This window comes from Fibrobacter sp. UWR4, assembly GCF_003149045.1.
GTDB lineage: Bacteria > Fibrobacterota > Fibrobacteria > Fibrobacterales > Fibrobacteraceae > Fibrobacter.
Genome location: NZ_QGDU01000041.1, coordinates 1 through 24,858, shown reverse-complemented (window position 1 = coordinate 24,858; position 24,858 = coordinate 1). Strand labels below are relative to the sequence as shown.

Annotated in this window: 20 protein-coding genes and 2 pseudogenes; 18 read left to right on the top strand and 4 right to left on the bottom strand. The window is 45.8% G+C overall.

Translation table 11 applies throughout. The features are described from left to right. The first annotated feature begins 210 nt into the window (after window positions 1-210). Window positions 211-1,686, top strand: a complete 1,476-nt coding sequence (locus tag BGX12_RS13565; protein WP_109736580.1) for a DEAD/DEAH box helicase — start codon at window positions 211-213, stop codon at window positions 1,684-1,686. Between the two features lie 297 nt (window positions 1,687-1,983). On the opposite strand, the gene BGX12_RS13560 is transcribed toward BGX12_RS13565, so the two are convergent. The 3 genes from BGX12_RS13560 to BGX12_RS13550 are packed head-to-tail and all read right to left on the bottom strand — an operon-like array spanning window position 1,984 to window position 4,350. Further along, window positions 1,984-3,264, bottom strand: a complete 1,281-nt coding sequence (locus BGX12_RS13560; protein ID WP_109736579.1) for an N-6 DNA methylase — start codon at window positions 3,262-3,264, stop codon at window positions 1,984-1,986. Between the two features lie 4 nt (window positions 3,265-3,268). Continuing rightward, entirely contained in the window at window positions 3,269-3,922 is a 654-nt protein-coding gene (locus tag BGX12_RS13555) for a restriction endonuclease subunit S (protein WP_109736578.1), read from the bottom strand. 11 nt (window positions 3,923-3,933) lie between these two features. Further along, window positions 3,934-4,350: a hypothetical protein gene (locus tag BGX12_RS13550; protein WP_109736577.1), complete on the bottom strand. Its 417-nt coding sequence runs from the start codon at window positions 4,348-4,350 to the stop codon at window positions 3,934-3,936. 367 nt (window positions 4,351-4,717) lie between these two features. Between BGX12_RS13550 and BGX12_RS13545 the strand changes: the two genes are divergently transcribed. From BGX12_RS13545 to BGX12_RS13475, 15 genes and pseudogenes are all read left to right on the top strand, one after another. Then, window positions 4,718-6,046 (top strand): ATP-binding protein, encoded by a 1,329-nt coding sequence (locus tag BGX12_RS13545; protein ID WP_109736576.1) that lies wholly within the window; start codon window positions 4,718-4,720, stop codon window positions 6,044-6,046. Window positions 6,047-6,069: 23 nt separating this feature from the next. Continuing rightward, window positions 6,070-6,384: pseudogene (locus tag BGX12_RS16135) on the top strand (hypothetical protein); the annotation flags it as partial. A gap of 395 nt (window positions 6,385-6,779) precedes the next feature. Further along, on the top strand, window positions 6,780-7,337 hold the full coding sequence (locus tag BGX12_RS13535) for a glutathione peroxidase (protein WP_109736574.1): 558 nt from the start codon (window positions 6,780-6,782) through the stop codon (window positions 7,335-7,337). 19 nt (window positions 7,338-7,356) lie between these two features. Next, window positions 7,357-7,872, top strand: coding sequence for a nitroreductase family protein (locus BGX12_RS13530; RefSeq protein WP_199220783.1), 516 nt, complete (start codon window positions 7,357-7,359; stop codon window positions 7,870-7,872). A 213-nt stretch (window positions 7,873-8,085) separates the two neighbouring features. Then, window positions 8,086-8,922 (top strand): hypothetical protein, encoded by an 837-nt coding sequence (locus BGX12_RS13525; protein WP_233246404.1) that lies wholly within the window; start codon window positions 8,086-8,088, stop codon window positions 8,920-8,922. Window positions 8,923-8,939: 17 nt separating this feature from the next. Further along, window positions 8,940-9,974 (top strand): alcohol dehydrogenase, encoded by a 1,035-nt coding sequence (locus BGX12_RS13520; protein ID WP_109736571.1) that lies wholly within the window; start codon window positions 8,940-8,942, stop codon window positions 9,972-9,974. Between the two features lie 20 nt (window positions 9,975-9,994). After that, window positions 9,995-11,602: a substrate-binding domain-containing protein gene (locus BGX12_RS15670; RefSeq protein WP_199220782.1), complete on the top strand. Its 1,608-nt coding sequence runs from the start codon at window positions 9,995-9,997 to the stop codon at window positions 11,600-11,602. 123 nt (window positions 11,603-11,725) lie between these two features. Continuing rightward, window positions 11,726-13,135 (top strand): sugar porter family MFS transporter, encoded by a 1,410-nt coding sequence (locus tag BGX12_RS13510; protein ID WP_255416881.1) that lies wholly within the window; start codon window positions 11,726-11,728, stop codon window positions 13,133-13,135. 242 nt (window positions 13,136-13,377) lie between these two features. Beyond that, a complete protein-coding gene (locus BGX12_RS13505) occupies window positions 13,378-14,073 on the top strand; it encodes a peptidase-C39 like family protein (RefSeq protein WP_109736569.1) in 696 nt (231 codons plus the stop codon). 33 nt (window positions 14,074-14,106) lie between these two features. Next, entirely contained in the window at window positions 14,107-15,609 is a 1,503-nt protein-coding gene (locus BGX12_RS13500) for a RimK family protein (protein WP_109736568.1), read from the top strand. Then, a complete protein-coding gene (locus BGX12_RS13495) occupies window positions 15,606-16,856 on the top strand; it encodes a glutamate-cysteine ligase family protein (protein WP_109736567.1) in 1,251 nt (416 codons plus the stop codon). Before BGX12_RS13500 ends, BGX12_RS13495 begins: the two co-directional genes overlap by 4 nt. Before the next feature lie 13 nt (window positions 16,857-16,869). Next, window positions 16,870-17,529, top strand: coding sequence for an N-formylglutamate amidohydrolase (locus tag BGX12_RS13490; protein WP_109736566.1), 660 nt, complete (start codon window positions 16,870-16,872; stop codon window positions 17,527-17,529). Between the two features lie 64 nt (window positions 17,530-17,593). After that, window positions 17,594-18,838 (top strand): hypothetical protein, encoded by a 1,245-nt coding sequence (locus tag BGX12_RS13485; protein ID WP_146196351.1) that lies wholly within the window; start codon window positions 17,594-17,596, stop codon window positions 18,836-18,838. Continuing rightward, entirely contained in the window at window positions 18,838-20,139 is a 1,302-nt protein-coding gene (locus BGX12_RS13480; RefSeq protein ID WP_111361696.1) for a hypothetical protein, read from the top strand. The genes BGX12_RS13485 and BGX12_RS13480 overlap by 1 nt, the downstream gene beginning before the upstream one ends. 22 nt (window positions 20,140-20,161) lie before the next feature. Beyond that, window positions 20,162-21,277, top strand: a complete 1,116-nt coding sequence (locus BGX12_RS13475) for an acyltransferase (RefSeq protein WP_109736563.1) — start codon at window positions 20,162-20,164, stop codon at window positions 21,275-21,277. A gap of 46 nt (window positions 21,278-21,323) precedes the next feature. Here the strand turns inward: BGX12_RS13475 and BGX12_RS13470 are convergent, their stop codons facing one another. Then, on the bottom strand, window positions 21,324-22,250 hold the full coding sequence (locus tag BGX12_RS13470) for a hypothetical protein (RefSeq protein ID WP_109736562.1): 927 nt from the start codon (window positions 22,248-22,250) through the stop codon (window positions 21,324-21,326). Window positions 22,251-22,737: 487 nt separating this feature from the next. Here BGX12_RS13470 and BGX12_RS13465 point away from each other — a divergent pair, with 487 nt between their 5' ends. Both BGX12_RS13465 and BGX12_RS13460 read left to right on the top strand, forming a co-directional pair. Further along, the gene (locus tag BGX12_RS13465) at window positions 22,738-24,018 is read left to right on the top strand and encodes an O-acetylhomoserine aminocarboxypropyltransferase/cysteine synthase family protein (protein ID WP_109736561.1); all 1,281 of its coding nucleotides are present in this window, start codon (window positions 22,738-22,740) and stop codon (window positions 24,016-24,018) included. 63 nt (window positions 24,019-24,081) lie between these two features. Next, window positions 24,082-24,762 (top strand): annotated as a pseudogene (locus BGX12_RS13460) (PLP-dependent cysteine synthase family protein); the annotation flags it as partial. Window positions 24,763-24,858 lie beyond the last annotated feature (96 nt).

The following is a 24,858-nucleotide window of genomic DNA, read 5'->3' as shown; positions in this document are numbered from 1 at the left end:
GAACAATCGGCCGAGAAAACGACTTGGATTTCTCACCCCATTAGAGTATATTTCTAGGCAAGTTAAACAAATTTACTTGGCGACTTAAATTCGCCTCCTGATACCGGCGATGTTTATGAGGACCAATGGGCGTACCTTTCCTCGATACAGAAAATAGGCAAGAGTTTTGTTGAAGATTATGTTTTTAAGGCCAAGTCCCATCGTGAAATTTTGCCTGTTTCAGATGTTTCTGTTGACGATGAACCATGGAAAAGTAGTCCGAGTTATCCTGAAATAAAGGCTGTATTACCGCAAAAAATAAACATCACTATCAGCAATCAAATTTTTATTGAATCTGCGGGGTTGCCTGCCTTATTCCGAAATAGAATTTTGAGGTTGGCATCATTTCAGAACCCGGAATTTTATCAGGCGCAGGCCTTGAGATTGCCGGTGTGGGGAAAACCAAGGATTCTTTATTGTTATGATTTTTACCCGAAGCATATCGCGATTCCTGTTGGTTGCTTTGACAAGTTGATTAATTTGCTGCAGCATTATAATATCGAACCTGTTGTTAATGATGAACGAAATTGCGGGCTGCCGATGGATGTTTCTTTTGAGGGAAATCTTTATCCTGAACAGTTGCTTGCTGCAGAAGCTTTGTTGAAACATGAAAATGGAATTTTGTCCGCGACAACAGCCTTTGGTAAGACAGTTGTTGCCCTGTGGCTTATTGCGAAACGAAAAGTCAATACATTGATTCTTGTGCATCGTACACAACTTATGGATCAATGGGTGGAACGAATTTGCGCATTTCTAAATGTTCCCAAAAAAGAAGTTGGACAATTTAGCGGAACTAAGAAGAAGCATTTCGGTAAAATTGATGTGGCTCTGATTTCTAGTGTTTATCGTGATGGAAAAACTGTAGAATGGCTTAATGAATATGGGCAAGTTATTGTAGATGAGTGCCATCATATTTCGGCGTTTTCTTTTGAGCAGGCGGTTCGCCAAAGCGATGCTCTTTATAAGGTGGGGCTGTCGGCGACCTTGTCTCGTAAGGATGGGCAACACCCGATTGTGATGATGAATTTGGGACAGGTACGCTATTCTGTTAGCGCCAAGAAACAGGCGACGGAACGAGATTTTTCTCATTCTGTAATTGTGCGAAATACAGATTTCCGTCTCCAGAACGATGCTGCCAAATTGCAAATACAGGAAGTCTTTAACGAACTTTGGCAAGACGAAAAACGAAACGAACTGGTTGCTGGTGAAATTTTACAGGTTTATAAGGAGCATCGCCAAATTCTTGTGCTGTCTGAAAGGACGGAACACCTGGACTGGTTTTATGAGCGATTGCATGCAGATGTTGAACACCTTTTTGTTTTGAAAGGTGGCATGGGAAAGAAACAACTAAAACGCATTATGGAAGAAATCAATGATTCGAAGATTGATTCGAATATTGTAATTCTTGCAACTGGCCGTTACATTGGCGAAGGTTTTGATCTCAAGGAACTAGATACTTTATTCTTGCCATTCCCTATTTCGTGGAAGGGAACGCTGGCGCAGTATGTCGGAAGATTGCATCGCGAAGCTGTTGGAAAAACAGAAGTCCGCGTATATGACTATGTTGACGGGAATGTTCCTGTTTTGGCAAGAATGCATCAAAAGCGTGTTAAGGGATACGAGGCTCTTGGATATAAACTATTGTGACGGAATCCATCTTACCCCCCGAACGACAATAACACCATAAGTCCCACTAGAATCAAGAGTGGCAATACTACTTTCAACAGCAACGTAATGAGGCATGCGTCCTCTGCATTGCTAGCTCCGAAAAGTGCCAATATACCAAGTACTACAAGGAATGTTGTCAGCATAGAATTTCTCGCGTATAGTATGTAAACGGAGTAATAACAGAATATGGCAATGCGAAAATTTTAAAGAGGTGACTTAACTGTTCGGCGGAAAAACCGTTCGCCATTGGCGAACGGTTTTGACTGTGAACAATAATTATTTACTTAGAAATAATTCCTCAAGTTCTTTATAGGACTCTTTTAAATCCTTGTCAATTTCTTGAATGGTGCGTCCTTTGCTTGTTTCTTTACTTTTTACATAGTTATTCGGAATCCAAGAAATGCTGTCGGAACTCAAAATATCTTCAATAGGAATGTCTTTGAAAAAACATTTTGCCTTATCGCCATTTAGGCATCTGATGATATCCAAAATGTCTGATTCGTTCAACGTCATTCTGTTCTGATTCTTGATTTCAAGATTTGATGCGTTAATGAACTTGATTTCTTTAGCATGACAGTTTTTTTGCAGAATGATCAAATTGGTATTTGATTTTGTGCCAATGCACATCGGTGGCAAAGAAACTACTGCTTGTAAGTGATCCTTTGTGAGAGCCTCACGCAATTTTTTTGAAGAATCTTGTTTGCTCAAAATCGATCCAAAGCAGACAACTACAGCTTTGCCGCCATCTTTAAGAGCCTTGACAACATTTTCTATGCAATAGGCTTCGGTATTTTTGCCGTAAGGACGACTTTCCGTTTGGGGTGTTCCGGTACCGCTGGGGATATCTGCAAGAATTTTGTCTGCGACATTTTCGTCTTTGTGATTCAAGAAGTTTTCGTGTTTTATGCTGAATTTCTTCTTGGCCATGATCAGAATCATTGCCGCAATGCCGGCCATTTCTTTGTCGAGCTCAACCCCAATGTAATTTGCTGCATCGTTGTAGAGTGCAGAAGAAAACATTCCGCAACAGCAGTCCATAAAGGTTTCGTTGTTTTTGACTTTCAGTATTCCTGCTGCTAGTTGCTGCAGACTTTCGTTTGTGTAATATAGATAGGTGTTGACAGTGTCTTTGTTGTCTTGGGGGCGAGCGATTAAGTCTTTTAGAGCGGAAACATAGTCGATATCCGACGGGAGTTCGTTCATGTTAAAACTTTCTCTTAAACTGATTAGGTGGTCGTCTAGGTGCCTTTTTAGTGATTCTGCTTCTAAAATTCCTGCGGGGAGATCGTATTTTTTTTCGAGTAGATTTAAGGTCTTTTCTAGAATTTCCTCGTCATATGCTCCCGATCCGAAAATTTTTCGTGCAAAGGTCAGCATTGTGGCGTAATCGTTTTTGTTGTCAACGCTTGCGAGTTCTGGCGAATTCGTTATTGCATTAAGGAAAAGCATTCCGATTAAGGTTTTTTTTGCTCCAGCATATGGAAGGGTTTGCTCTCCACTGATAGTGTATGCTACGGTGCCGATAAATTCATCTACAAATTCTTTATTTTTATCCATTTCCTTATCCCTCCATTCCGTAGAAAATAGAGTTTATTTTTTCACTTTCCAAAGAGATAACTTTGTTTATAAGTTTGATTTTTTTCATGGTGTTTATGAAGTCCTTTCCTATTTTTTCTTGTTCCTCTTTTGATGGGAGAGGAATTTGTACATTTTCGATAGCTCCTACAGAAATTAATGGGATGGCGGATCCTGCTGCATGGTCCTTGATTTGGTCTTGGTACAATTTTGAGTTCAAAAAGGCTAATACGTAAAGCAAGCTGACGTTTTTATCCGTAATTGTTAGCGTGGCGCAAAAGGATGAAACTATCAGGTTCTCGTCGTTCTTTGTGATGATGCAGGCGTCGTACGGAGAAGATAGTTTAAGGACCAAAGTGTTCGCTTTAGTGATTTTGTCTTCGCTGACAAAGGCGGTTAGGCCTGCTGCATCGACCTCCTTCTTAGTTTCTTTTTCGCAAACAATTTTCATCAAAGAAGATTTGTCCACAAAACTATTTGAAATAGCTCTAGGAACCAGAACGAAAGCTTCGCGTGTAATTTTTGGTTTGTCTGATTCTTCTACAATCTCAAAGAGATCGTCAATTTCTTTCTTCTCTAGTCTAGAAGTGATTTGACCGCCGGAAATTTTGGAAATGTCGCTTAATCTTTTTTTTACCATGGTAATCTCCGTTATGCGGCGTAGTGGTTCATGTATTTTTTCTGGTTGCGGATTTTTTGCTTGTTGCGATAGAACGTTTTTTTATTTTCTTCTTTGCGAGATGTGAAGTGATTTGAATGGTCTTCGTCCATCAATCGGTCTGTCAGTTCAATTGCGTTCTGCTCTTGAATGCATGTGCAATGTAGGTAGGGATCGTGGTTGTTTATTTCAAGTAGTTCGAAATAGCGTTTCTGATCAATTTTGATAACGTCCAAAATTGCGTCTTGGTGATCGTGTTTGACGCGTGGCATTTGACGGGCAATTCTTGCAGCGTCCTTCCTAGATTGAGCCATCAGAGGGAATCTGATGATGACGTAATGCGTTTTTCCGACATGGCCGCATTTGCATACAGCTTCGAACATTTTCAACTTGAGAAGATTGCTCTTCATAGTGGTACTCCTTGATTTAAAACCAACGTTTGTTTGATTTAATTTTCATGTTCAAATATGAAATACAGAAACGCAAAAATCAATAGTGATTTAATAAAAATGTTCAAAATTTTTAAATAAAAAAGATAAATCGCTGATTTTGTGTTGAAAAGGCAATTGTGTTAAAATCATTTTACCTTTTGGTGGCTATTGTGTCTGAACACTAATATTTAAATGAATGTCGGAGAATTGGGGCTGCAGGGATCTCGCAAAACTTTTTTTTGGCCTTAAGATTAAAAAAATAACGATTTTGTGAAAAATGATGTTTGAAAATTTAACGAATTTGCGTATATTTTAAAAGTGAAATCTAACGATTCTGTGGTGGACTATGATCTTTAAGCGCAAAATTTATAATAAGATGGTCGAATGGAAGCGAAACTCCGGGGGGAGAACCGCCCTTCTGGTTGAAGGGGCTCGTCGTATTGGAAAGTCTACCATCGTAGAAGAATTTGCAAAAAACGAGTATGCGGTTCACTTGATTATCGACTTCACTGTTGCGTCTAAGGCGGTGATTTCTCTATTTGACGATTTGTCGGATTTGAACAGAATCTTTTTGCAGCTTCAGCTTATTTATGGGGTTTCGTTTGAAGCTCGGAATACGCTTATTGTTTTTGACGAAGTTCAGTTTTGCCCAAGGGCTAGGCAGGCCATTAAGCACCTGGTAAAGGATGGTCGTTACGATTATATCGAAACGGGGTCTCTTATTTCTATAAAGAAAAATGTAAAGGACATCCTGATTCCAAGTGAAGAAGAACGGATAGAGATGTTCCCGATGGATTATGAGGAATTCTTGTGGGCCATCGGCAAGAAGGGGACGGTTCCCTTGTTGAGAAAAGTTTTTGATAATCGGGAGCCTGTGGGTATCGCTCACCGCAAGTTGATGCGTGATTTTAGATTATACATGCTTGTTGGTGGAATGCCTATGGCGGTAGAATCTTATCTTGAAACGAATGACTTGAAAAAGGTGGATTATGTCAAGCGTGGAATTTTAAAGCTTTACCAAGATGACTTTTTCAAGCTTGACGAGACCGGACGAATAACGGATCTTTTTAAGAATATCCCTGCGCAGTTGAACAAGAATGCAAGACGTTACCAGGTTTCTAGCGTGTTGCCCAATGAACGGGCTGATAGCATTGCTCCGCTTCTTTCGATGTTGGTGGAATCCAAAACGGTACTAATTGCGTATCATGCCAATGACCCTAATGTGGGGCTTGCTAACAACAAGGATCCAAATCTGTTTAAGTTGTTTGTTGCCGACGTAGGATTGTTTACAACGCTGGTCTTTTTAGATAAGGATTTTACCGAAAATACGATTTATGAAAAATTGCTAAGCGATAAGTCGAATGTGAATTTGGGCTACCTTTATGAAAATGTAATTGCCCAGACGCTGGCGGCTAATGGTAATCAACTTTATTACCATACATTCTTGAATCCGGCTAGTGGTCATAATTACGAAGTTGATTTTTTGTTGTCCCGCGGGAATAAGATTTGCCCTATTGAGGTTAAATCTTCGAGTCATAGGGCTCACGCTTCGCTTGATGTTTTTTGTGAAAAATATTCAAACCGCGTAGGGAATCGCTATTTGATTTATACAAAGGATTATCAAAAAGATGGTGCAACCCAATTGCTCCCTGCGTATTTTGCGCAGTTCCTGTGAGGAAATTTAGATTTTACCGATAAGCAACCGGCCGTTACATTGGCGAAGGTTTTGACCTCAAGGAATTAGATACTTTATTCTCGCCATTCCCTATTTCGTGGAAGGGAACGCTGGCGCAGTATGTCGGAAGATTGCATCGCGAATCTGTTGGAAAAACAGAAGTCCGCGTATATGACTATGTTGACGGAATCCATCTCACATGTCCATTAACGAATTTGGTCTGTGAAAACACACCAAAAATGTCAACTTTTTTTAGGAAAGGTCAAGTATCAACCTTTTTAGGGAAGGTCAGAGCGAGCGAAGGAGCAAGATTCTCTGATTCATTATATAACCTTTAAGTGTTATTTTTCTGTATAAAAATAACAAAAAGATTATACAAACCCCATAAACACATAACATTTGTGTTATACATTCATGAAATTCAATGATTTTGTAAGGAAGGCTGATAAAGCTCAAGAATCCATCTCCTTCCCTGCGGACACGCAAAAACGGCAGGGCATAAATTAAAGTTTGCCAAATGCACTTTTGTGCACTATAAAATGTAGTTTAGAAAATTTAGGATGTCAAGGGGCGATAAACGAAAAGATGGGGAACGCATTCTTTGACATAGCTTGGCAGAAATGCCGGGCATTTGATTTTAGGGTATCTGTCTCTTTTTGCTATTGTATCGTGCACGATATAATTTGTATATTGAGTTTAAACAAAAATGGGTCGCCTTATCACAGGAGTTCTTATGTCCCAGGATATTTATCAATTTACGGTGAAGAATAACAAGGGTGAAGATGTTTCTCTTTCTCAGTTCAGGGGCAAGGTGCTGCTGATTGTGAATACGGCTACCAAGTGCGGGTTTACGCCCCAGTACAACGACCTGGATGAACTTTACGATAAGTATGGCCCGCAGGGTTTGGAAATTCTGGATTTTCCCTGCAATCAGTTCGGCGGTCAGGCGCCTGGTTCCGACGAGGAAATTCAGGAATTCTGCACTTTGCGTTTTAGCACCAAGTTCCCCCGCTTCCAGAAGATTGACGTGAATGGCGAAAATGCCATTCCTCTTTACCAATGGCTTAAGGTTCAGACTGGCGTGAAGAAATTCAGCCTGAAGCATCCGCTGATGAGCCTGGTGACCATCATGGCGTCCAAGGCCAACAAGCTGTCCTCTGGAGAAAACGATATCCGCTGGAATTTTACTAAGTTCCTGGTAAGCGCCGATGGTGAAGTGCTGGGTCGTTTTGAACCTGCGGTTACTGGCAAGGATTTGGAACCGGCTATTCAGAAGGCTTTAGGAAAGTAGGAGTTTTATGCAGGAATCTATGTCTCTTTTAAATGCGATTCACTCCCGCGCTTCAGTCCGCTTTTTTACAGAACAGAACGTTTCTGATGAACAGATTGAAATGATTCTTCGTGCAGGAATGGCGGCACCTTCCGCTTGCAATAAGCAGCCTTGGCGCTTTGTGGTGGTGCGTAATCCCGAAACGAAAAAGACTTATGCAGAAACGGTGAAGTACGCGGATCCTGTGGCCCGCGCCAATGTGGCCATCGTCGTTTGCGGCGATATGGATGCCACCATCGAAGGCAATAAGGACTACTGGATTTTTGACGCGGCAGCCGCTGCGGAAAACATTCTACTGGCAGCCCACGGTATTGGCCTCGGGGGCGTTTGCCTGGGCGTGTATCCTACCATGGAGCGTGTTGAATTCCTGAAGAATCTGCTGAAGCTTCCTGAAAACATTGTTCCCCTGGCGACTCACGCCATCGGGTATCCTGAAAAGCCCGCCAAGCCGCTGGACAAGTGGCGCCCTGATTTTATCCACAATGAACGGTGGTAAAACATTGAAAAAGGCTACGGAACTGTTCAACTTGCCCAGGGAACTTCTTGCAAAGAACTACAACTTCGAAACAAAACAGAACCACGATAGGATTTCGCTGAGGTAGTTTGTCCTGATTAGGGTTTAACTTTGTAGAATTACTACTTTTTTCTTATGTCCACTAAGTCAAAGAGTAAGATATAGCCAATGCTGGTATGTTTGATGAGGCGTAGTATGAAGAAAATTTTTATATCCGTTCTTGTTGTTTTGGTACTAGCTTTGTTGGGATGGCTTTCCTACTTGTTCTATTGCAATCGCATTCCAGAAAAAGCTCTGGTGTATTATCGCATCAAAGATTATAAGGGCGATATTTCCGTATGGCTTGGATCAAATTGTCAAATGGATGGCGACAAATTTGAATGCCATGCAAAGGCATGTCCAGATGAAAAAGCGATGCATTACTACCCTAGACGAAAAGTGGAATTAGATACAACTCACTATGAAGACACCGTAACAATTGATTTTAATTTCGGATTGTTCAAGAAGACCGGTTATATACCTTTTCCTGATTATGGAGAATTTAACGAAAATTCCGCTAGAGAAAAATTTGCCGTAGTAGATAATGTTTTCTTGCAAGAAACTAGCTTTAAGACACGTTATGAATTAAGCGCCGTAGGCCTGCCTGGGAATGTTTTATTTTATGAGATGCGGGATGGTGAATATGTAGATTCTCTGATTCCGATCAAAAAAGATTCTTTGATATCGGAAATGAAGAGAAGAAATCCGTTGGGTCTTCGTTTGCTTCACAGAGGTTTGACGCGTACGCGTTTCTTTCCTCATTACACTTGCTATTGTAAAAATTATCCCACCTACTGTGGAAATCCGAAGTTCACGCACTTGCCTGTGATGGCGGAATCTCGTTATTACTACATTCGGGCTATAGGTACCCCTGACACGACAGTTGTATGGAAGTTGATTTACAAGACTCCCTATACAAATGCAGATACTTTGGATATCACAACGGAGTTTAAAAAACAATATATTCCTTCGAAGGTCTCACATCGTTTTTAAATTTTTGAGTTTTAATCATGATCGCCTACACTTACAAAGAACACAAGAAGTTTGAATTGATGGAAAAGCCGAAGCCTGTACTTCAGGATTCGAAGGATGCCATTGTTCGTGTGACCATGGGGAGCATCTGTACCAGTGATTTGCACATCAAGCATGGTTCCGTACCCCGGGCGGTGCCGGGAATTACCGTAGGCCACGAGATGGTGGGTGTTGTGGAATCCGTCGGTGATGATGTGAAAAACGTGAAGGCTGGCGACCGCGTGACGGTGAATGTGGAAACTTTCTGCGGGGAATGCTTTTTCTGCAAGAATGGTTTCGTGAATAACTGCACCGACAAGAATGGCGGCTGGGCTTTGGGCTGCCGCATTGATGGCGGCCAGACGGAATTTGTGCGGGTGCCTTTTGCAGATCAGGGTCTGAACAAGATTCCTGATTCCGTCAGCGACGAGCAGGCACTTTTTGTAGGTGACGTGCTGGCTACAGGTTTCTGGGCCGCCCGCATTTCTGAAATCAAGACCGAGAATACGGTGCTGATTATTGGCGCTGGCCCCACAGGCATTTGCACGCTGCTTTGCGTGATGCTGAAGAATCCACAAAAGATTATCGTTTGCGAAAAGGATGAAATGCGTCGCGAATTTGTGCGCAGGCATTATCCCCAGGTGATTGTGACTACGCCGGAGGAATGTGGCACCGTGGTGCAAAGGGAAAGCGCCCATGGCGGCGCTGATGTTGTGCTGGAAGTGGCTGGCACCGAAGAGACTTTCCGCATGGCCTGGGAAAACGCAAGACCCAACGCCATCGTGACGGTGGTGGCCCTTTACGACAAGCCCATGGTTTTACCGCTGCCGGAAATGTACGGCAAGAATTTCACGTTCAAGACTGGTGGCGTTGACGGTTGCGACTGCGTCGAAATCCTTTCCCTCATAGAACAAGGAAAAATCGACACCACTCCGCTGATTACCCACAAGTTTCCGCTGGCAGAAATCGAGGAAGCCTACCGCATTTTCGAAAACAAACTGGACGGCGTGATTAAGGTGGCAATCTGCAGCTAAAATTATTGTATATTGGAAGCATGAGGAAAATTTTAGGGGCTTTGTTGGGTGTGTTTTTGACGGTGGCTCTTGTGGGCTGCGGCAGTCATGATCGCAAGTATGTCATTGGTATTTCCCAGTGTTCGCTGACGGATTGGCGTTACCAGCTAAAAGATGAGCTGGTGCTAGCATCCTATTTTAATGAGGATGTGGAAATCCGTATGGCCTTTGCCGACGACGATGATGTGCAGCAGAGCCGTCAGATTGATTCTCTTCTGAATACAGGACTAGACCTTCTGATTGTATCTCCAAATCAGGTGAAGGGTCTTTCTGGAAGTATGAAGCGGGCCCAGGATATGAAGGTGCCTGTGATCCTTTATGACCGCAAGATGAACGACGTGGAATTTGCGGCGTTCATGGGAGCAGACAATTACGCCATCGGAAATATGATGGGAGAATTTGCGGCAGCCCAGCTGAAAGGCAAGGGAAACATTGCCGAAATCGGTGGCCTCAAGGGTTCTTCACCGGCTAAGGAACGTCATCAGGGTTTCGCGGATGCCATCAAAAAATATCCGGATCTGAAAATTGTGGGTTACGCCGAGGGCGACTGGAAGGAAGAATCCGGTGCCAAGGCCATGGAAGAAATCCTCAAGTATTATGATGGCCCCATCGACCTGGTTTTTGGGGATAATGACCGCATGGCCTTGGGGGCTCGCAAGGTGCTTTCGTCCCGCGGGCAGTTGGATGGTCAGGAAAATGAAGTTCTGTATTTGGGTGTGGATGCCCTGCCTATTTCCGATGGCGGTATGGAAAATGTCCGTGACGGTCTGCTGATCGCTTCTGGCATTTACCCCACCTGCGGCGATGAGCTGATTGAACTTGCTCTGAAGATTCTTCGTGGGGAGCCTTACGAAAAGAACAATGTGCTGGAAACCAGCATTGTTACCAAGGAAAATGCCAATGTTTTGCTGCTTCAGTACCGCGAAGTCCAAAAAAGGGCGGGCTATATCGCCAAGATGCACAATCTGGTTGGTAAAATCAAGGATGAATCGGAAGCTCGAGCCATGCTTAGCATTGCCATGTGCCTTTTCACTGGCGTTGTTTTCGTTTTCTTGATCCTGATTATTCATGCAAATCGTGTAAAAGACTGCCTGAATGAGGAACTTCGTCAGAAAAATGACGAACTGATCCGCAAAAATGAGGAACTTGATGCTGAAAAGGCCCGTGTGGAACAGCAAAGAGACCAACTTGAGGAACAAAGAGACCAACTTTTGGACGCTACGACCCAGACTTTAGCTGAAAACCAGCCGACTGAACCGGAAAAGTCCGCAGAAATCCCTCAAAAGAACGAATTTATGGAGAAATTCCTGTCCTGTGTGGATAAAAAGCTGGACAGTCCCACTCTTTCCGTAGAGGATATTAGCCAGGAAATGTGCGTTTCTCGCGTTCAGCTGTACCGCAAGGTGAAAAGTCTAGCCCAGAAGTCCCCTGTGGAGATTATCCGCGAGCGTCGTCTGCAACGGGCCAGTGAGCTTTTGCAGGATCCGAGCCTTAGTATTTCCGAGGTGGCTTACCGCGTCGGGTTCTCCGCTCCCTCCTATTTTACCAAGTGCTACAAGGAATTTTTCGGTAAAAATCCCCGTTCCTAGTGCATAAACAGCAAAAAATGTTGCAAAAAGGCCGAAAAATGTTTCAAGGAAACAAAAGTCCGTGCCTTTGAAACATAATTGATAACGTAACCCCTTGCCCCGGGATAGTTTAAGGGAAAACAAGTGAGGTTCACCATGGAAAACAAAAAGACATCCAATCTCAAGCACATTGTGCTGGTTACCCTGTCCGCTGCAATTGGCGGCTTCCTCTTTGGCTTCGATTCCTCCGTGATTAACGGTGCAAACGGGGCTCTTAAGGCGCACTTTAATGCTACCGACGTTCAGTTGGCTTGGGCAGTATCCCTGGCTTTGATTGGCGCCGCAGTGGGTGCCTATTTTGCAGGTCGCCTGGCTGATTCCTTTGGCCGTGTCCGTTGCATGCTGGCTGCTGCCGCCCTCTTCCTGGTCAGTGCCATCGGTTCTGGTATCCCTTTCGGAATTCCTGACTTTATCATGTGGCGCGTTATCGGTGGCGTAGGCATCGGCGTTGCAAGTATTATCGCGCCAATTTACATTGCAGAAACCGCTCCCGCACATCTTCGCGGTCGTCTGGGATCCATGCAGCAGTTCGCTATCGTCATCGGCATCTTTGTGGCTCTGCTTTCCAACTATCTTATCGTGGTGAAGGCTGGTTCTGCATGTGCTGACTTTATCGGCGGCTGTAAGGCTTGGCAGATCATGTTCTGGGTGGAAATCATTCCCGCTGCTCTCTACGGTCTTGCTGCTCTCCGTCTTCCGGAATCTCCCCGCTACCTGGTAAGCAAGGGTCGTCTGGAAGAAGCCAAGGAAGTTCTTGCCAAGATTGACTCCGAAGGTGTGGATTCTGAAATCAACAAGATTCACGAAACCTTCAAGAACGAAAAACCTGCAAAGCTCAGCGACCTTTTCGAAATGGTTGGCGGCAAGAAGCGCATCGCTCCCATCGTGTGGGCGGGCCTCGGTCTTGCTGTGCTCCAGCAGCTGGTGGGTATTAACGTGATTTTCTACTACGGCACCATGCTTTGGCAGAGCGTTGGTTTCGGCGAAAGCGATGCCTTCCTCACGAGCCTCGTTTCTAGCGGCATCAACCTGACCATGACTATTGCAGCCATCCTCTTGATCGATAAGATTGGCCGTAAGCCGCTTCTGCTCATTGGTTCTGTCGGCATGGCTCTCACTCTCGGCACTCTCGCTCTCTGCTTCATCTGCGGTGCAGACGCTAGCGGTAGCTTGGTTGGCGCAAGTGGCGTGATCGCCCTCATTGCAGCAAACCTCTATGTGACCTTCTTCGCTGCTACTTGGGGCCCGGTCATGTGGGTGATGCTTGGCGAAATGTTCAACAACCGCATCCGCGCTGTGGCAATCTCCGTGTGCGGCCTGGCTCAGTGGGGCGCAAACTTTGTGGTCAGCTGGTCCTTCCCGGTTCTCACTGGCAAGAGCGGCATCGGTGTTGGCCCGACTTACGTGCTCTACACCCTCTTTGCAACCATCAGTATTTTCTTCGTAGCGAAGTTCATTACTGAAACCAAGGGCAAGACTTTGGAAAGCATGTAATCAGAAACTCCAATCAGAGTCCTCCTTAAAAAAAGACCCTCGCATCACATGGTGCGGGGGTCTTTTGGTGTCTAAAAGAATGTTCCCCTTGTAATCAAAAAATAATCTTTTTACCCCTCTTGTTTTTATTCATTTTAATTGGTAGTTTTATGCATGTCCAATCGACGGCTAGATAGCAATACCGACACCGCCAAGTTCAGGGCCTAGGTCATGTTGGCCAGGGCGTTCGACAGAGGCAAACGATGGACATCAAGATTCTGCCGCAGCCAGATGACGTGACCTGCGGCCCCACGAGCCTCCATGCGGTCTATGCGCATCTTGGCTTAAACCTTTCCCTTCAACAACTCATCTCTGAAATCGAATTCCTTGAAGAAGGCGGTACCCTCGGGGTGTTCCTGGGTATCGACGCCCTGAAGCGGGGCTTTAAGGTTACCATCTATTCTTACAATCTCAAGATTTTCGACCCCAGCTGGAGCGGCCTCAAGATGCCGGAGTTGCGCGCAAAGCTTGTGCAGCTCCACAAGGCGAAGCATGCTCCAAAACTGAAGAAGGCTATCGAAGCCTATATCCGCTTTATTGACCTGGGTGGCACTGTGGCGACTGCAGACTTGCGGGCGTCCATGTTCGAGAAGTACTTCAAGAAGAACGTTCCTGTTCTTTGCGGACTTTCGGCCACGTACCTCTACGGTTGCAAGCGGGAATACACCAACGAAAATAACCGCTCTGTGTTTGATGATATCATCGGGGATCCCTGCGGCCATTTCGTAGTGCTGTACGGCCTTGATGAAAAGAAACAGTTCCTGGTGGCGGATCCGGACTGCGCAAATCCTCTTTGCGGCGGCCCTTACTACAAGGTGGACAAGTTCCGACTGATCCACAGCATTCTCCTTGGCGTCATGACCTACGACGGCAATGTTCTTGTAGTAGAAAAAAAGTAGCTCACAGTCTACACTTTATAACCAAAGACATACATGAAAAAGCTTATCGTGGTGTATAACCCGAAGAATTGGAAGCTTAATGTACCCGGCGTAGAAGTTGTTTCTGCCCAGGACTACCTTATTTCCCAAAAGTACAACAGTGACCGTAATACCCGTGTTTTCAACCTCTGCAGGGATTACAGTTACCAGAGCAAGGGCTACTATGTGTCCCTATTGGCGGAAGCCCGGGGACACAAGGTGATTCCTGGCGTCAAGAATATGCGCGACTTTAAGACCACTGCGGTGATCAAGCATATTTCCGACGAAATCGACAACTTGATTCAGAAGAGTCTACATAAGTTGACGGGAACCGAGTTCGTCCTGAGTATTTATTTCGGACAGAATGTGAGCCCCCAGTACTTGGAACTTTCCCAGGAACTTTACCGTCTGTTCCAGGCGCCCCTTCTTCGCGCCAAGTTCATCTTTAAGCAGAAATGGTTCATCCAGAGCATTCGCCCCATTTGCGTGGATGAAATTCCGGAAGCACACATGGAGCTGGTGAACAAGTTTGCCCAGGAATACTTCGAGAAGAACCGCTACGCCACCAGCAAGGAAGAAGACTACTTGTATGACTTGGCCATTCTTACGAATCCTGAAGAAAAGGAGCCGCCCAGTAACGCCCAGGCTATCCAGAACTTCATCAAGGCTGCCGAAGAAACGGGTTTCCGTGTGGAACTGATTACCCGTAAGGATTACCACCGCGTCGGTGAATTTGATGCTCTGTTCATTCGCGAAACCACCAACGTCAATCATTACACTTACAGTTTTGCCCGCCGCGCACAATCCTTGGGTATTGCTGTCATCGATGACCCGGATAGCATCCTCCGCTGTTCCAACAAGGTGTACCTTCAGGAACTGATGCAGGCTGCAAAAATCCATACGCCAAAGACCATCATCGCCCATTCCGAAAATCGACACACCTTGGCCAAGGAAATCGGATTTCCTATGGTACTGAAGTCTCCGGATTCCAGTTTTTCCATGGGCGTGAAGAAGGTGACTAACCACGAGGAATTGGAAGATACGCTGAACAAGATGTTCGCGACCAGCGACCTTTTGATTGCCCAGGAATTTACACCTACGGATTTTGACTGGCGCATTGGCGTGCTGGACGGAAAGCCTCTTTATGCCTGCAAATACTACATGGCGAAGGACTACTGGCAAATCTATAACTGGGCCAGCGAGGACAAGGATGAAATTTGCGGCATGTTCGACTGCTTGCCGATTGAAAGTGTGCCCCATGGCGTTGTAAAGACTGCACTTAAAATCTGCAGCATGATTGGAAACGGCTTGTATGGTGTGGATCTTAAGGAATGGAACGGCCACCCCATTGTAGTGGAAGTCAATGATAATCCCAGTATCGACGCGGGGATTGAAGATCAAGTCGGTAAAAGAAAAATCTACGCTGCCATTATGCGTTCCTTGCGCCACCGCATTGAAGATCGCCTGAACGCAGCCCAACAAAAACTACTTCAACACGAGAGAGCGTTCTATCTATGAACTCCTACAAACTTTGGCAAAAATACGGCATCGAGATGGAATACATGATTGTTGACCGTGACAATTTAAATGTCCTTCCTCGTGCAGACGTACCCCTGGGTCGTGATAAGAACGGCGAACAGCTTTCCGACGTGGAATACGGTAGCATTGGACTTTCCAATGAGCTGGTGAGTCATGTTTTGGAATTCAAGTGCGCAAACCCTGTGGACCATCTGAAAAATCTTGGCGCCGCTTTCCATAAGGAAATCCTGCTGGCCAATGAAAAGCTGAAGTCCATTAACGCCATGCTCCTGCCTAGTGCAGCCCACCCCTTTATGGATCCTGCGGAAATGCAGTTGTGGCCATACGACTGCAACGAAATTTACGAGACCTACGACCGCATTTTCAATTGCAAGGGTCACGGCTGGGCAAATCTCCAGAGCACTCACATAAACCTGAGTTTTAACGGTGATGCTGAATTCGGAAAGCTGCATGCTGCCATTCGCGCTCTGCTGCCGTTGATTCCTGCTATCGCCGCTTCCAGCCCCTTCCTGGATGGAAAATACTGCGGTTACTTGGACGGGCGTATCGAAACTTACCGCCACAATCAGGATCGCGTCCCCAGCATTGCAGGCATGGTGATTCCGGAAGCCGTATTCACCTACGACGATTACAACAAGCAGATTTTCGAGAAGGTGAAGGCGGATATTGCTCCCCACGATCCGGAACATTTGCTGAACCATTTCTTCCTCAATAGCCGTGGCGCCATTGCCCGCTTTGACCGGGGTGCCGTGGAAATTCGCCTGGTGGATATTCAGGAATGTCCTGACGCCGATATTGCCATCGCCGAATGGGAAGTGGCTGTGCTGAAGGGCCTTACCGAAGGCGCCTTCACCGGGCTGGATTCTTCCTTCGCATTGAACCGCGTGAAAAAGCTGGAGACAGAAGCCCTTGCAAAAATTCTGCTGGACACCACCCGCTTCGCCGAAAAGACTATCATTCGCGACAAGAACTTCCTGCTAGCCTTCGGTATCGAAGCTTCCGAAATCACGGCAGGCGAACTCATCAAGAAAATCACCGCAAAAGTTCAGTCCAAGATTTCCGCACATTCCCTGGCTCTTCTACGGAAAATGTTCAATCGCGGGACTCTCGCCAGCGCTCTAGTGAAAAACGTTGGGGCAAATCCGGGGCATGACGATTTTGTTTGCGAGTACGGTCGCCTGGCTAATTGTCTTGCAGAAAATACCTTGTACGATGTAGAGTGGTAATTGCGGGGAAACCATGTTTAATGATTTTAAGTTGCTCGTGACTTGCGAACATGCTAGTTGCAATGTGCCCGCTTTTGCCCGCAACCTCAATATTCCTCGGGAGGTTCAGGAATCCCATCGGGGTTTCGACATTGGGGCATTTGGGGTCTACAAGGATTTGGTAAGAAAGGCTAAACCGGATTTTTATTCTGCAGGGAAGTACAGCCGTCTATTTATCGATCTAAATCGCAGCCTCTGGAATAAGACTGTCTTTAGCGAATTTTGGGATGCGTATAAACCTAAGGAAAATTCTCCCGAAGGGGATATGGCAAAATATTTGTCTCTTCGCAAACAGGCTTATGCCTACTACTTGAACTATCGCAAGGAAGTAGAAGATTTTGTACGGGCTACGGATGGATTTGCAATTCATCTTGCGATTCACAGTTTTACTCCGGTGCTTAATGGAGTGGTGCGTGATACGGATATAGGCGTCCTGTATGATCCAAATCGTCCGATGGAGCGAACGATTGCGGATGCAATTATCAGTGAAATTCATGTCCGCGCTCCGGAATTGAAAGTGCGTAGGAATTATCCCTATCAAGGAAAAACTGATGGACTTTGCACGGCGATGCGAGAAATTTCTCCATTCTATGCGGGATTTGAAATAGAATTCAATCAACGGCTATTCCGCTGAAATAGTAACGATGAAGATGCACCTGAAGATATTTGCTTCAGGTGCATTTTTATATATTCCTGTTATGCGATTTTCGCGAGTGTTTGTATTTCTGCTTTGCTCGTTTATTACGGGCTTTTCTCAGCCTGCGGATTCATTGTCTGCAGAAATGTCTGTTTGTGAATTTGATAAGGCTCTTGTGAATGCCTTCATTCAGAATGATTTGTCCGGAGATCAATCTAGTGCTGTTTTGGACTTGGTTTCTAAAGCAGTGTCTATTAAACATAAAACTTGTGGAATCTCTAGTCAGGCGGAAGAACTTTCGTCTTGGGTGTCGAACCTTTTTAATCGTACTAAAAGTGATGTCATGGTGAACGGGTATGACGTTGCTTATACAAAGTACGTCCATTTGATTGGCCAAGAAGAAAACGGCAGAACTTTTACAGACGAAGAAAATGCGGTGTATAACATTGCGTTGGATTATGAAATTGCCAAGTATGACGCGCACTTTGCCAACGTGAAACGTCATATGCTGAAGAACGGAAAGAAGGAATATTTGCTGGATGAATTCCTTGTGACGAAATCCGCCGTGAAGGCGGGTAGAACTGTTCCCGAGGAAATGAATGTGTGGTATGGTTCCTGGGCGAAACTGTGGCTGATGAGTGAAGGCGCCAGTAAGGACAAGTCCTATTATGAAGATAACTATGGATGGCTTCGTCGTGCTGTGGTGAATTTTAAGAAGGTGTATCCCAATAGCAAATATGGAGGTGCGCTTGAGGGAATGTTGAATCAAGAATTACTTGAGTTTCTTGTAAGTCACGAGGAAAAGGAAAGTCTTGAACATGAAGAAAAGGAAGAAGCTCTGTTTGCCATGTCCTTTGGTGCTATGGTGGGACGTTCCTTGCTCAGCGACAACATGAAACCTGCGGATGAGAATGTATCTATTGGTGTCCCCGTGTTCCGTGTCCAGTTTAATCATGTGGTTCTTCAGCTGCAGGGGGATATGTACGTTGGCGATGGAGGTTATGGGGCGATGGGCGTTAACGGCTTGTTAGGTTACAATAAGACCTGGGGGACGGTGGGCGTAGACTTGATGGCTGGTTTTGGTTTTGATCAGTTCTTTATGGGGGAGGATACGGTGACTTGTAAATTGTTGATGGGGGCAGTACAGGCCTTTAAGAGAATCCTTTTTTCCAGCCATGGGGCATTGACTCCTCGAATTCAGTGGTCCATCAAGGGAATGGCATTCCGTCGTCGTAAGGCGTTTGTAAATCAGTTCTATGCAGGTCTGACCCTTGATTTTTTGGCACCACTTTCTGAGATGAAGTAATGATGATGAAACGTCTTGTTGCTTTATTGTTGTGTGTTGTTGGCTTATGCGGTGCGCAGCCGTCCCAGATTGACGCCTGTACTTTTGACGCCTATGTGTTGGGCTTGTTTAACGAAAACGCTGTCTCGGATACTTCCCGTAGACATCTTGAACTTCTTGATTTTGTAACTGAATTCGGACCGAAGGCGAGTCCTGAAATTTGCTCCGATAAAGCCCAGATGGAAAAGCTGGTAAAGATTGCGTTTACCTTGTATTCCGAAAAGGCGTCTGAACGCGAATATCCTCAAGTCTTTACCCGTTATGCTGCATTTGCGGGGCGTGAGGAAAGTGGTCGAATTGCGACGGACGAAGATAACGCCGCCTATAATATGTTGCTGGATTTCATGATTGCAAAATATGACAGCTGGTTTGCGGGTTCCAAAAGCAGGATGTTGGCGGGTGCGTCTAATGGAAATTCCGTATTGACGGTAATGATTGCAGAAAAACTTTTTGATAAGGATCATCTTTTGTCGATTGCCAAGACTGCTGGTGGATCCGTGTCTTCCATGCTATCGAAGTTTGCTACTAGCTGGGCAAATCTCTGGTTTATGAATGAGAGCCCCTTGGGTCGCAGTGAAAAATTCGATTTCGATTACTCCTGGATTTTGAATGTCCGTGATCATTTCCTGCAACGGTATCCGGATTCCCGTTATAAGGATGCTGTCGTTAAAATCATGGATGACGATATTGCGTCGGGCCTTCGCGCCTATGATCAGAAGGATGAGGCTTTTAGGGCGGGTATTTGTTTGTCTCTTGGGAAAACGGTATCTACTTCTGCTTTTGATGATATAGATGAAATTTTGTCTCTTGGGCTTCCTCAATTGCGCCTTCAGTACAGACGGTTTGTATTCCAGTTTCAGGTGGATGGACTGATAGGTTCAAAAAATTCAGCTACTGGCATGGATGTCTTCCTGGGATATTCCTTAGAACTAGGAAATTTTGATATTGACTTTATGGCGGGTCTCGGCTTTATGGAGTTTGCCTTTAAAAGTGACTCCGTTTATAATGCAGGGTATTCCGGAAGTGTCCAGATCATGAAACGTCTCCCCATTGGTGATGCCCTTTATATTTCGCCGAAGTTCCAGTGGATTGGCAAGGCGATTCATTATGATGATCCGTTCCGTGATCATAGACGCTGGGGCATGATGAACCATCTCTTGCTGGGTGTTGTGTTTGAAGCACGAATTCCCCTGTCGAAATGGAATGCGAAGGAAGTTACGGGGGAACACCCTCTGGAACGGCGATCGACTTCCATGAACTAAAAAAAATTTTAAATTGCGTTCCATGATCCAGAGAGACGATACTACTGCTGTGAAAGGTGTTGCAATTATACTGATGCTTTTGCATCATATTTTTGCATTCCCCTATCGATTAGTAAACGGCGCTTCCTACGAGCCGATGATTCCCATGAGTGATGGAACTTCCGTCATTTGGCATCTGGCGTTGCTGGGGAAGGTTTGCGTTGCCATGTTTACGGTCATGGCGGGTTTTGGTATCTACCGCAGTTTTTCCAAACAGCTGCAGGCTTGTGGTGATGGGGATAAGACGGAGACTTACCTGTCCTTCATTTTCCGTCGTCTGAAAAAACTTTATTTTAAAGTATGGCCGGTTTTCTTGGTGTTCGTCCCCATGGGTCTGTTCCTGCGTTGCCCTTTCATTACGAAGGATTTGGCTAGCTGGGTAAAGAACGCTCTTCTGATTGATTCCACGTTTAATGCGGAATGGTGGTTCCTGACGTCCTACTTGATTTTGGTGCTCATGTCTCCCATGGTCATGGCATTTTTCAACCGTAAGCGCAATTCCCTCTATAGTGATATTGTGTGGATTACTATTCTTGCGGTCTTTATTGAACGAGTTCTTTTGAATGTGGTTTTGCTCAGCGATAAGTTGATTTACCTGCGCGCATCCTTCATTTGGGTGAAGATGAGTCCCACCTTGATTTTGCTTCCCATGTTCATGCTGGGCGCCTGGATGGCTAAGTACGAAATCTGTGAAAGGCTTATAGAAAAGTTTAATGGCAGGGGGGTGCTGCGCGTTCTTACGGGTCTTGTGTTTATCGTGATTCCTTTGATTTTGAGAGATGGCTGGGTGCAGGGAAATACCTGGGGCTTTGACCAGTTTGACTCCCTTTACGGAGCGTCCCTCTGCTTGGGTATCATTATGGTGACTTATAAGCTGAATATCCTTAAGAAGCCTCTGGTTGTTATTGGAAAACAGTCTACAGGTATCTGGCTGATCCATAGCTTCTTCTGCTTCTACTATTTTCAGCAGTTCTCTTATGCTCCCAAAAAATCCGTACTGGTGTTCTTGCTGGTATTTGGGATGTCTTTTGCAAGCGCTTGGATTATAGATTTTTGCGCAGGTTTAATAGTCAAGCGTTGCTTCAAGAACGTTGCATGAACATTCTTGAAGTAGCTTTCTTTATAGGTGGAATCCGAAAGAACTGTTAGAAATCTTCGTCATCGTCGGGGATGATTCCAGTTTCCTGGATTTCGTTACAGTATTCCATCATCAGGCCGCTCATGAGGGGAATGGGATTGAACGGGGATTGCGTCTCGAGAATTTGGGAGATGACGTTTCCTTCGCAAGTCACGACACTTCCGTCGGCGTCTTCAAGGGCGTCTTCCTTGGCATCGGCGCATTCCTGGTCAATGAAACTTTGGGGAATGTTTTCGTTAAAGGTCGTAGTGCCCAGTTCTTTCAGGTTGGTACCGTCGTACTTGATGGACATGTACAGGGTCGCGGTGTCGGCATCGCTGATTGTCATTTCGAATTCGCTATCCGAATTCTTGCTGATTTTGCAGGTGGCCTTTCCCTGACGGTTGCCGAAGTCGTCGCCTCCAACTAGGGGAGTGTCGTTATCGCTGGGAGTGGAAGGATCGGTGAAGATCGGACCGTTGTTTTCATGGATGGGGGAGTCATTGCCGTCATCATCATCTTCTTCTTCGTCATAGTAGTTGTCGTTTCCACTCTGGAACATCTTTTCGAAGACCATGCATTCGCCCTGGGCCTTTTCGTAAAGTTTCTCGATGGAAACGCCGCCTGATTCCCTGGTAGACTTGATGGTGATGGTCCTGTCAGTACAGGTGACTGAGGAATTTTCGGGATCTTCAAGGGCTTCCTGCTTGTTTTCCTCGCATTCCGCACGGATGGAATCGAGAGGGGCGATAGAACTGTACTTGGTGAAAATGTCCATTTGCACCTTCTCTCCCATCAGGGTGGTGGTGATGGTGGAAGTGGAAATTCCAGGAATGCTGTAGATCATTTCCACGGAGTTGCTGGACTTTTTCTTGGCGGAGCAGCTGGGAACGTCGCTTTCCGACGGGCCACTGGGGCTGGAGGAACTGTCGTCGGAACATGCGGTGAGGGCCATGAGGGCAGCTGCGGTAAGGGGGAAGAATCTTTTTGATCATGTATACTCCTAACAAGTGTTTTTGATGACTTAAATCTAAACTAAAATGCTTTAAAAGAGGCTTTTATAGGGGGATTTTTTAGCTTGTTATAGCTTTAGACTATAGAAAGGAGAAAAATACGAAGAAAAATCCAAGTTTTCCTACTAAACCTATTGGGATTGTAGGAAAATGATTTTACATTGTAACCGTTGGTTTGAAAGACCTACAAAAATGGTAGGAAACAAACCGAAAAATTTGTACGGAGAATTAAAAATGGATTTTAAAACTTATCTGAGAAATGACCGGCGATGTCGAGCCGGATTCCGAATGCGAGGCTAACGCATAAAACCAAAGCCCGAGCGAAACGCTCACAAGACAGCCGGCGGGCTAAAACGCAAAAACAAAAAATCGGTGATGGCTCTAGACCCTAGACCCTGAACCCTATCCCCTAAAAAAAGGAATTAAATCATGTCTCAGAATCTTCACTTTGAAACTCTTCAGCTCCACGTTGGCCAGGAATCCGCAGACCCCGCAACCGATTCTCGCGCAGTTCCTATTTACGCAACAACCTCTTACGTTTTCCACAACTCCCAGCATGCCGCCGATCGTTTCGGCCTTCGCGATGCCGGTAACATTTACGGTCGCTTGACCAACTCCACCCAGGGCGTTTTCGAACAGCGTATCGCTGCATTGGAAGGTGGTTCCGCAGCTCTCGCTGTTGCATCTGGCGCCGCTGCCATTACTTACGCCATTGAAGCTCTCGCTCAGGCTGGCGATCACGTGGTTGCCCAGAAGACCATTTACGGCGGCTCCTACAACTTGCTGAAGCACACCTTGGCACCTTTCGGCGTAAGCACTTCTTTCGTTGACACTCACAACCTCGCTGAAGTTGAAGCTGCCATCAAGGAAAACACCAAGATCCTTTACCTGGAAACTCTCGGCAACCCCAACTCTGACGTTTCCGATATCGACGCTCTTATCGAACTTGGCCACAAGCACGGCCTCGCTGTTATCGTTGACAACACCTTCGGTACTCCGTTCCTGTTCCGCCCCATTGAACACGGCGCAGACGTAGTTGTTCATTCCGCTACCAAGTTCATTGGCGGCCACGGCACAACTCTCGGCGGTATCATCATTGAATCCGGAAAGACCAACTGGAAGTCTGGCAAGTTCCCCACCATTGCAAACCCCAATGTGAGCTACCACGGCGTAAGCTTTGCTGATGCAGTTCCGGGTGCTGCATTCGTGACCTACATCCGCGCAATCCTCCTCCGCGACCAGGGCGCTGCAATTTCCCCGTTTGCTGCATGGGCTCTCATCCAGGGTACTGAAACTTTGTCCCTGCGTATCGAACGTCATGTGGAAAATACCAAGAAGGTTGTGGAATTCCTTTCCAAGCACCCCAAGGTTGCTTCCGTTAGCCACCCCAGCCTCCCGACCCATCCGGACCACGAAAACTTCAAGAAGTATTTCCCCAAGGGTGGCGCCTCCATCTTTACCTTTGAAATCAAGGGCGGTCAGGCTGAAGCTTGGAAGTTCATTGACAACCTGAAAATCTTCAGCCTTCTCGCTAACGTTGCTGACGTGAAGAGCTTGGTGATTCATCCGTACACCACCACTCATTCCGAATTGAATGAAGAAGAATTCAAGGAACAGCACATCACGCCGTCCACCATCCGCCTGTCTATCGGTACCGAACACATCGATGACATCATCGCCGACTTGGAACAGGCTCTGGCACAGGTTTAAGAATTTAAAAGGGGCTAGAACCTAGCCCCTATACCCTAAATTTTCAAAAAAAGGATTTCAAATATGTCTAAGATTTATACTTCTGCAGATCAGCTGATTGGTCACACTCCTCTTCTGGAACTCACTCACATCGAAGCCGCTAACAATCTCGGTGCGAAGGTTCTGGCAAAGCTTGAATATTTCAACCCCGCTGGCTCCGTGAAGGACCGTATCGCCAAGGGCATTCTGGATGACGCTGAAAAGTCCGGCAAGCTGAAACCCGGTGCAGTGATTATCGAACCCACCTCCGGTAACACTGGCATTGGCCTTGCTTCCGTTGCTGCAGCCCGCGGCTACCGCATCATCATCGTGATGCCCGAAACCATGAGCGTTGAACGCCGCCAGATCATCAAGGCCTACGGTGCAGAACTTGTTCTTACCGAAGGCGCCAAGGGCATGAAGGGTGCTATCGCCCGTGTCAACGAACTGGCTGCAGAAATTCCCAACAGCTTTATTCCTGGCCAGTTCGTGAACCCGGCAAATCCGGCAACTCACCGCGCTTCTACCGGCCCGGAAATTTGGGAAGACACCGATGGCAAGGTTGATATCTTTGTTGCCGGTGTGGGTACCGGTGGTACCGTCACGGGCGTAGGCGAATATCTGAAGTCTCAGAATCCCAATGTGAAGGTTGTGGCTGTGGAACCCGCTTCTTCTCCGGTACTTTCCAAGGGTGTTGCTGGCGCACACAAGATCCAGGGTATTGGTGGGCGAATTTAAGTCGCCAAGTAAATTTGTTTAACTTGCCTAGAAATATACTCTAATGGGGTGAGAAATCCAAGTCGTTTTCTCGGCCGATTGTTC

Excerpts from the sequence above, each read along its gene's own strand:
- BGX12_RS13550 (WP_109736577.1), bottom strand. The coding sequence starts at position 4,350 with ATGAAGAGCAATCTTCTCAAGTTGAAAATGTTCGAAGCTGTATGCAAA.
- BGX12_RS13520 (WP_109736571.1), top strand. The coding sequence starts at position 8,940 with ATGATCGCCTACACTTACAAAGAACACAAGAAGTTTGAATTGATGGAA.
- BGX12_RS13545 (WP_109736576.1), top strand. The coding sequence starts at position 4,718 with ATGATCTTTAAGCGCAAAATTTATAATAAGATGGTCGAATGGAAGCGA.
- BGX12_RS13500 (WP_109736568.1), top strand. The coding sequence starts at position 14,107 with ATGAAAAAGCTTATCGTGGTGTATAACCCGAAGAATTGGAAGCTTAAT.
- BGX12_RS13485 (WP_146196351.1), top strand. The coding sequence starts at position 17,594 with ATGCGATTTTCGCGAGTGTTTGTATTTCTGCTTTGCTCGTTTATTACG.
- BGX12_RS13535 (WP_109736574.1), top strand. The coding sequence starts at position 6,780 with ATGTCCCAGGATATTTATCAATTTACGGTGAAGAATAACAAGGGTGAA.
- BGX12_RS13505 (WP_109736569.1), top strand. The coding sequence starts at position 13,378 with ATGGACATCAAGATTCTGCCGCAGCCAGATGACGTGACCTGCGGCCCC.
- BGX12_RS13470 (WP_109736562.1), bottom strand. The coding sequence starts at position 22,250 with ATGGCCCTCACCGCATGTTCCGACGACAGTTCCTCCAGCCCCAGTGGC.
- BGX12_RS13490 (WP_109736566.1), top strand. The coding sequence starts at position 16,870 with ATGTTTAATGATTTTAAGTTGCTCGTGACTTGCGAACATGCTAGTTGC.
- BGX12_RS13465 (WP_109736561.1), top strand. The coding sequence starts at position 22,738 with ATGTCTCAGAATCTTCACTTTGAAACTCTTCAGCTCCACGTTGGCCAG.
- BGX12_RS13560 (WP_109736579.1), bottom strand. The coding sequence starts at position 3,264 with ATGGATAAAAATAAAGAATTTGTAGATGAATTTATCGGCACCGTAGCA.
- BGX12_RS13475 (WP_109736563.1), top strand. The coding sequence starts at position 20,162 with ATGATCCAGAGAGACGATACTACTGCTGTGAAAGGTGTTGCAATTATA.
- BGX12_RS13555 (WP_109736578.1), bottom strand. The coding sequence starts at position 3,922 with ATGGTAAAAAAAAGATTAAGCGACATTTCCAAAATTTCCGGCGGTCAA.
- BGX12_RS13525 (WP_233246404.1), top strand. The coding sequence starts at position 8,086 with ATGAAGAAAATTTTTATATCCGTTCTTGTTGTTTTGGTACTAGCTTTG.
- BGX12_RS13495 (WP_109736567.1), top strand. The coding sequence starts at position 15,606 with ATGAACTCCTACAAACTTTGGCAAAAATACGGCATCGAGATGGAATAC.
- BGX12_RS15670 (WP_199220782.1), top strand. The coding sequence starts at position 9,995 with ATGAGGAAAATTTTAGGGGCTTTGTTGGGTGTGTTTTTGACGGTGGCT.
- BGX12_RS13480 (WP_111361696.1), top strand. The coding sequence starts at position 18,838 with ATGATGATGAAACGTCTTGTTGCTTTATTGTTGTGTGTTGTTGGCTTA.
- BGX12_RS13530 (WP_199220783.1), top strand. The coding sequence starts at position 7,357 with ATGTCTCTTTTAAATGCGATTCACTCCCGCGCTTCAGTCCGCTTTTTT.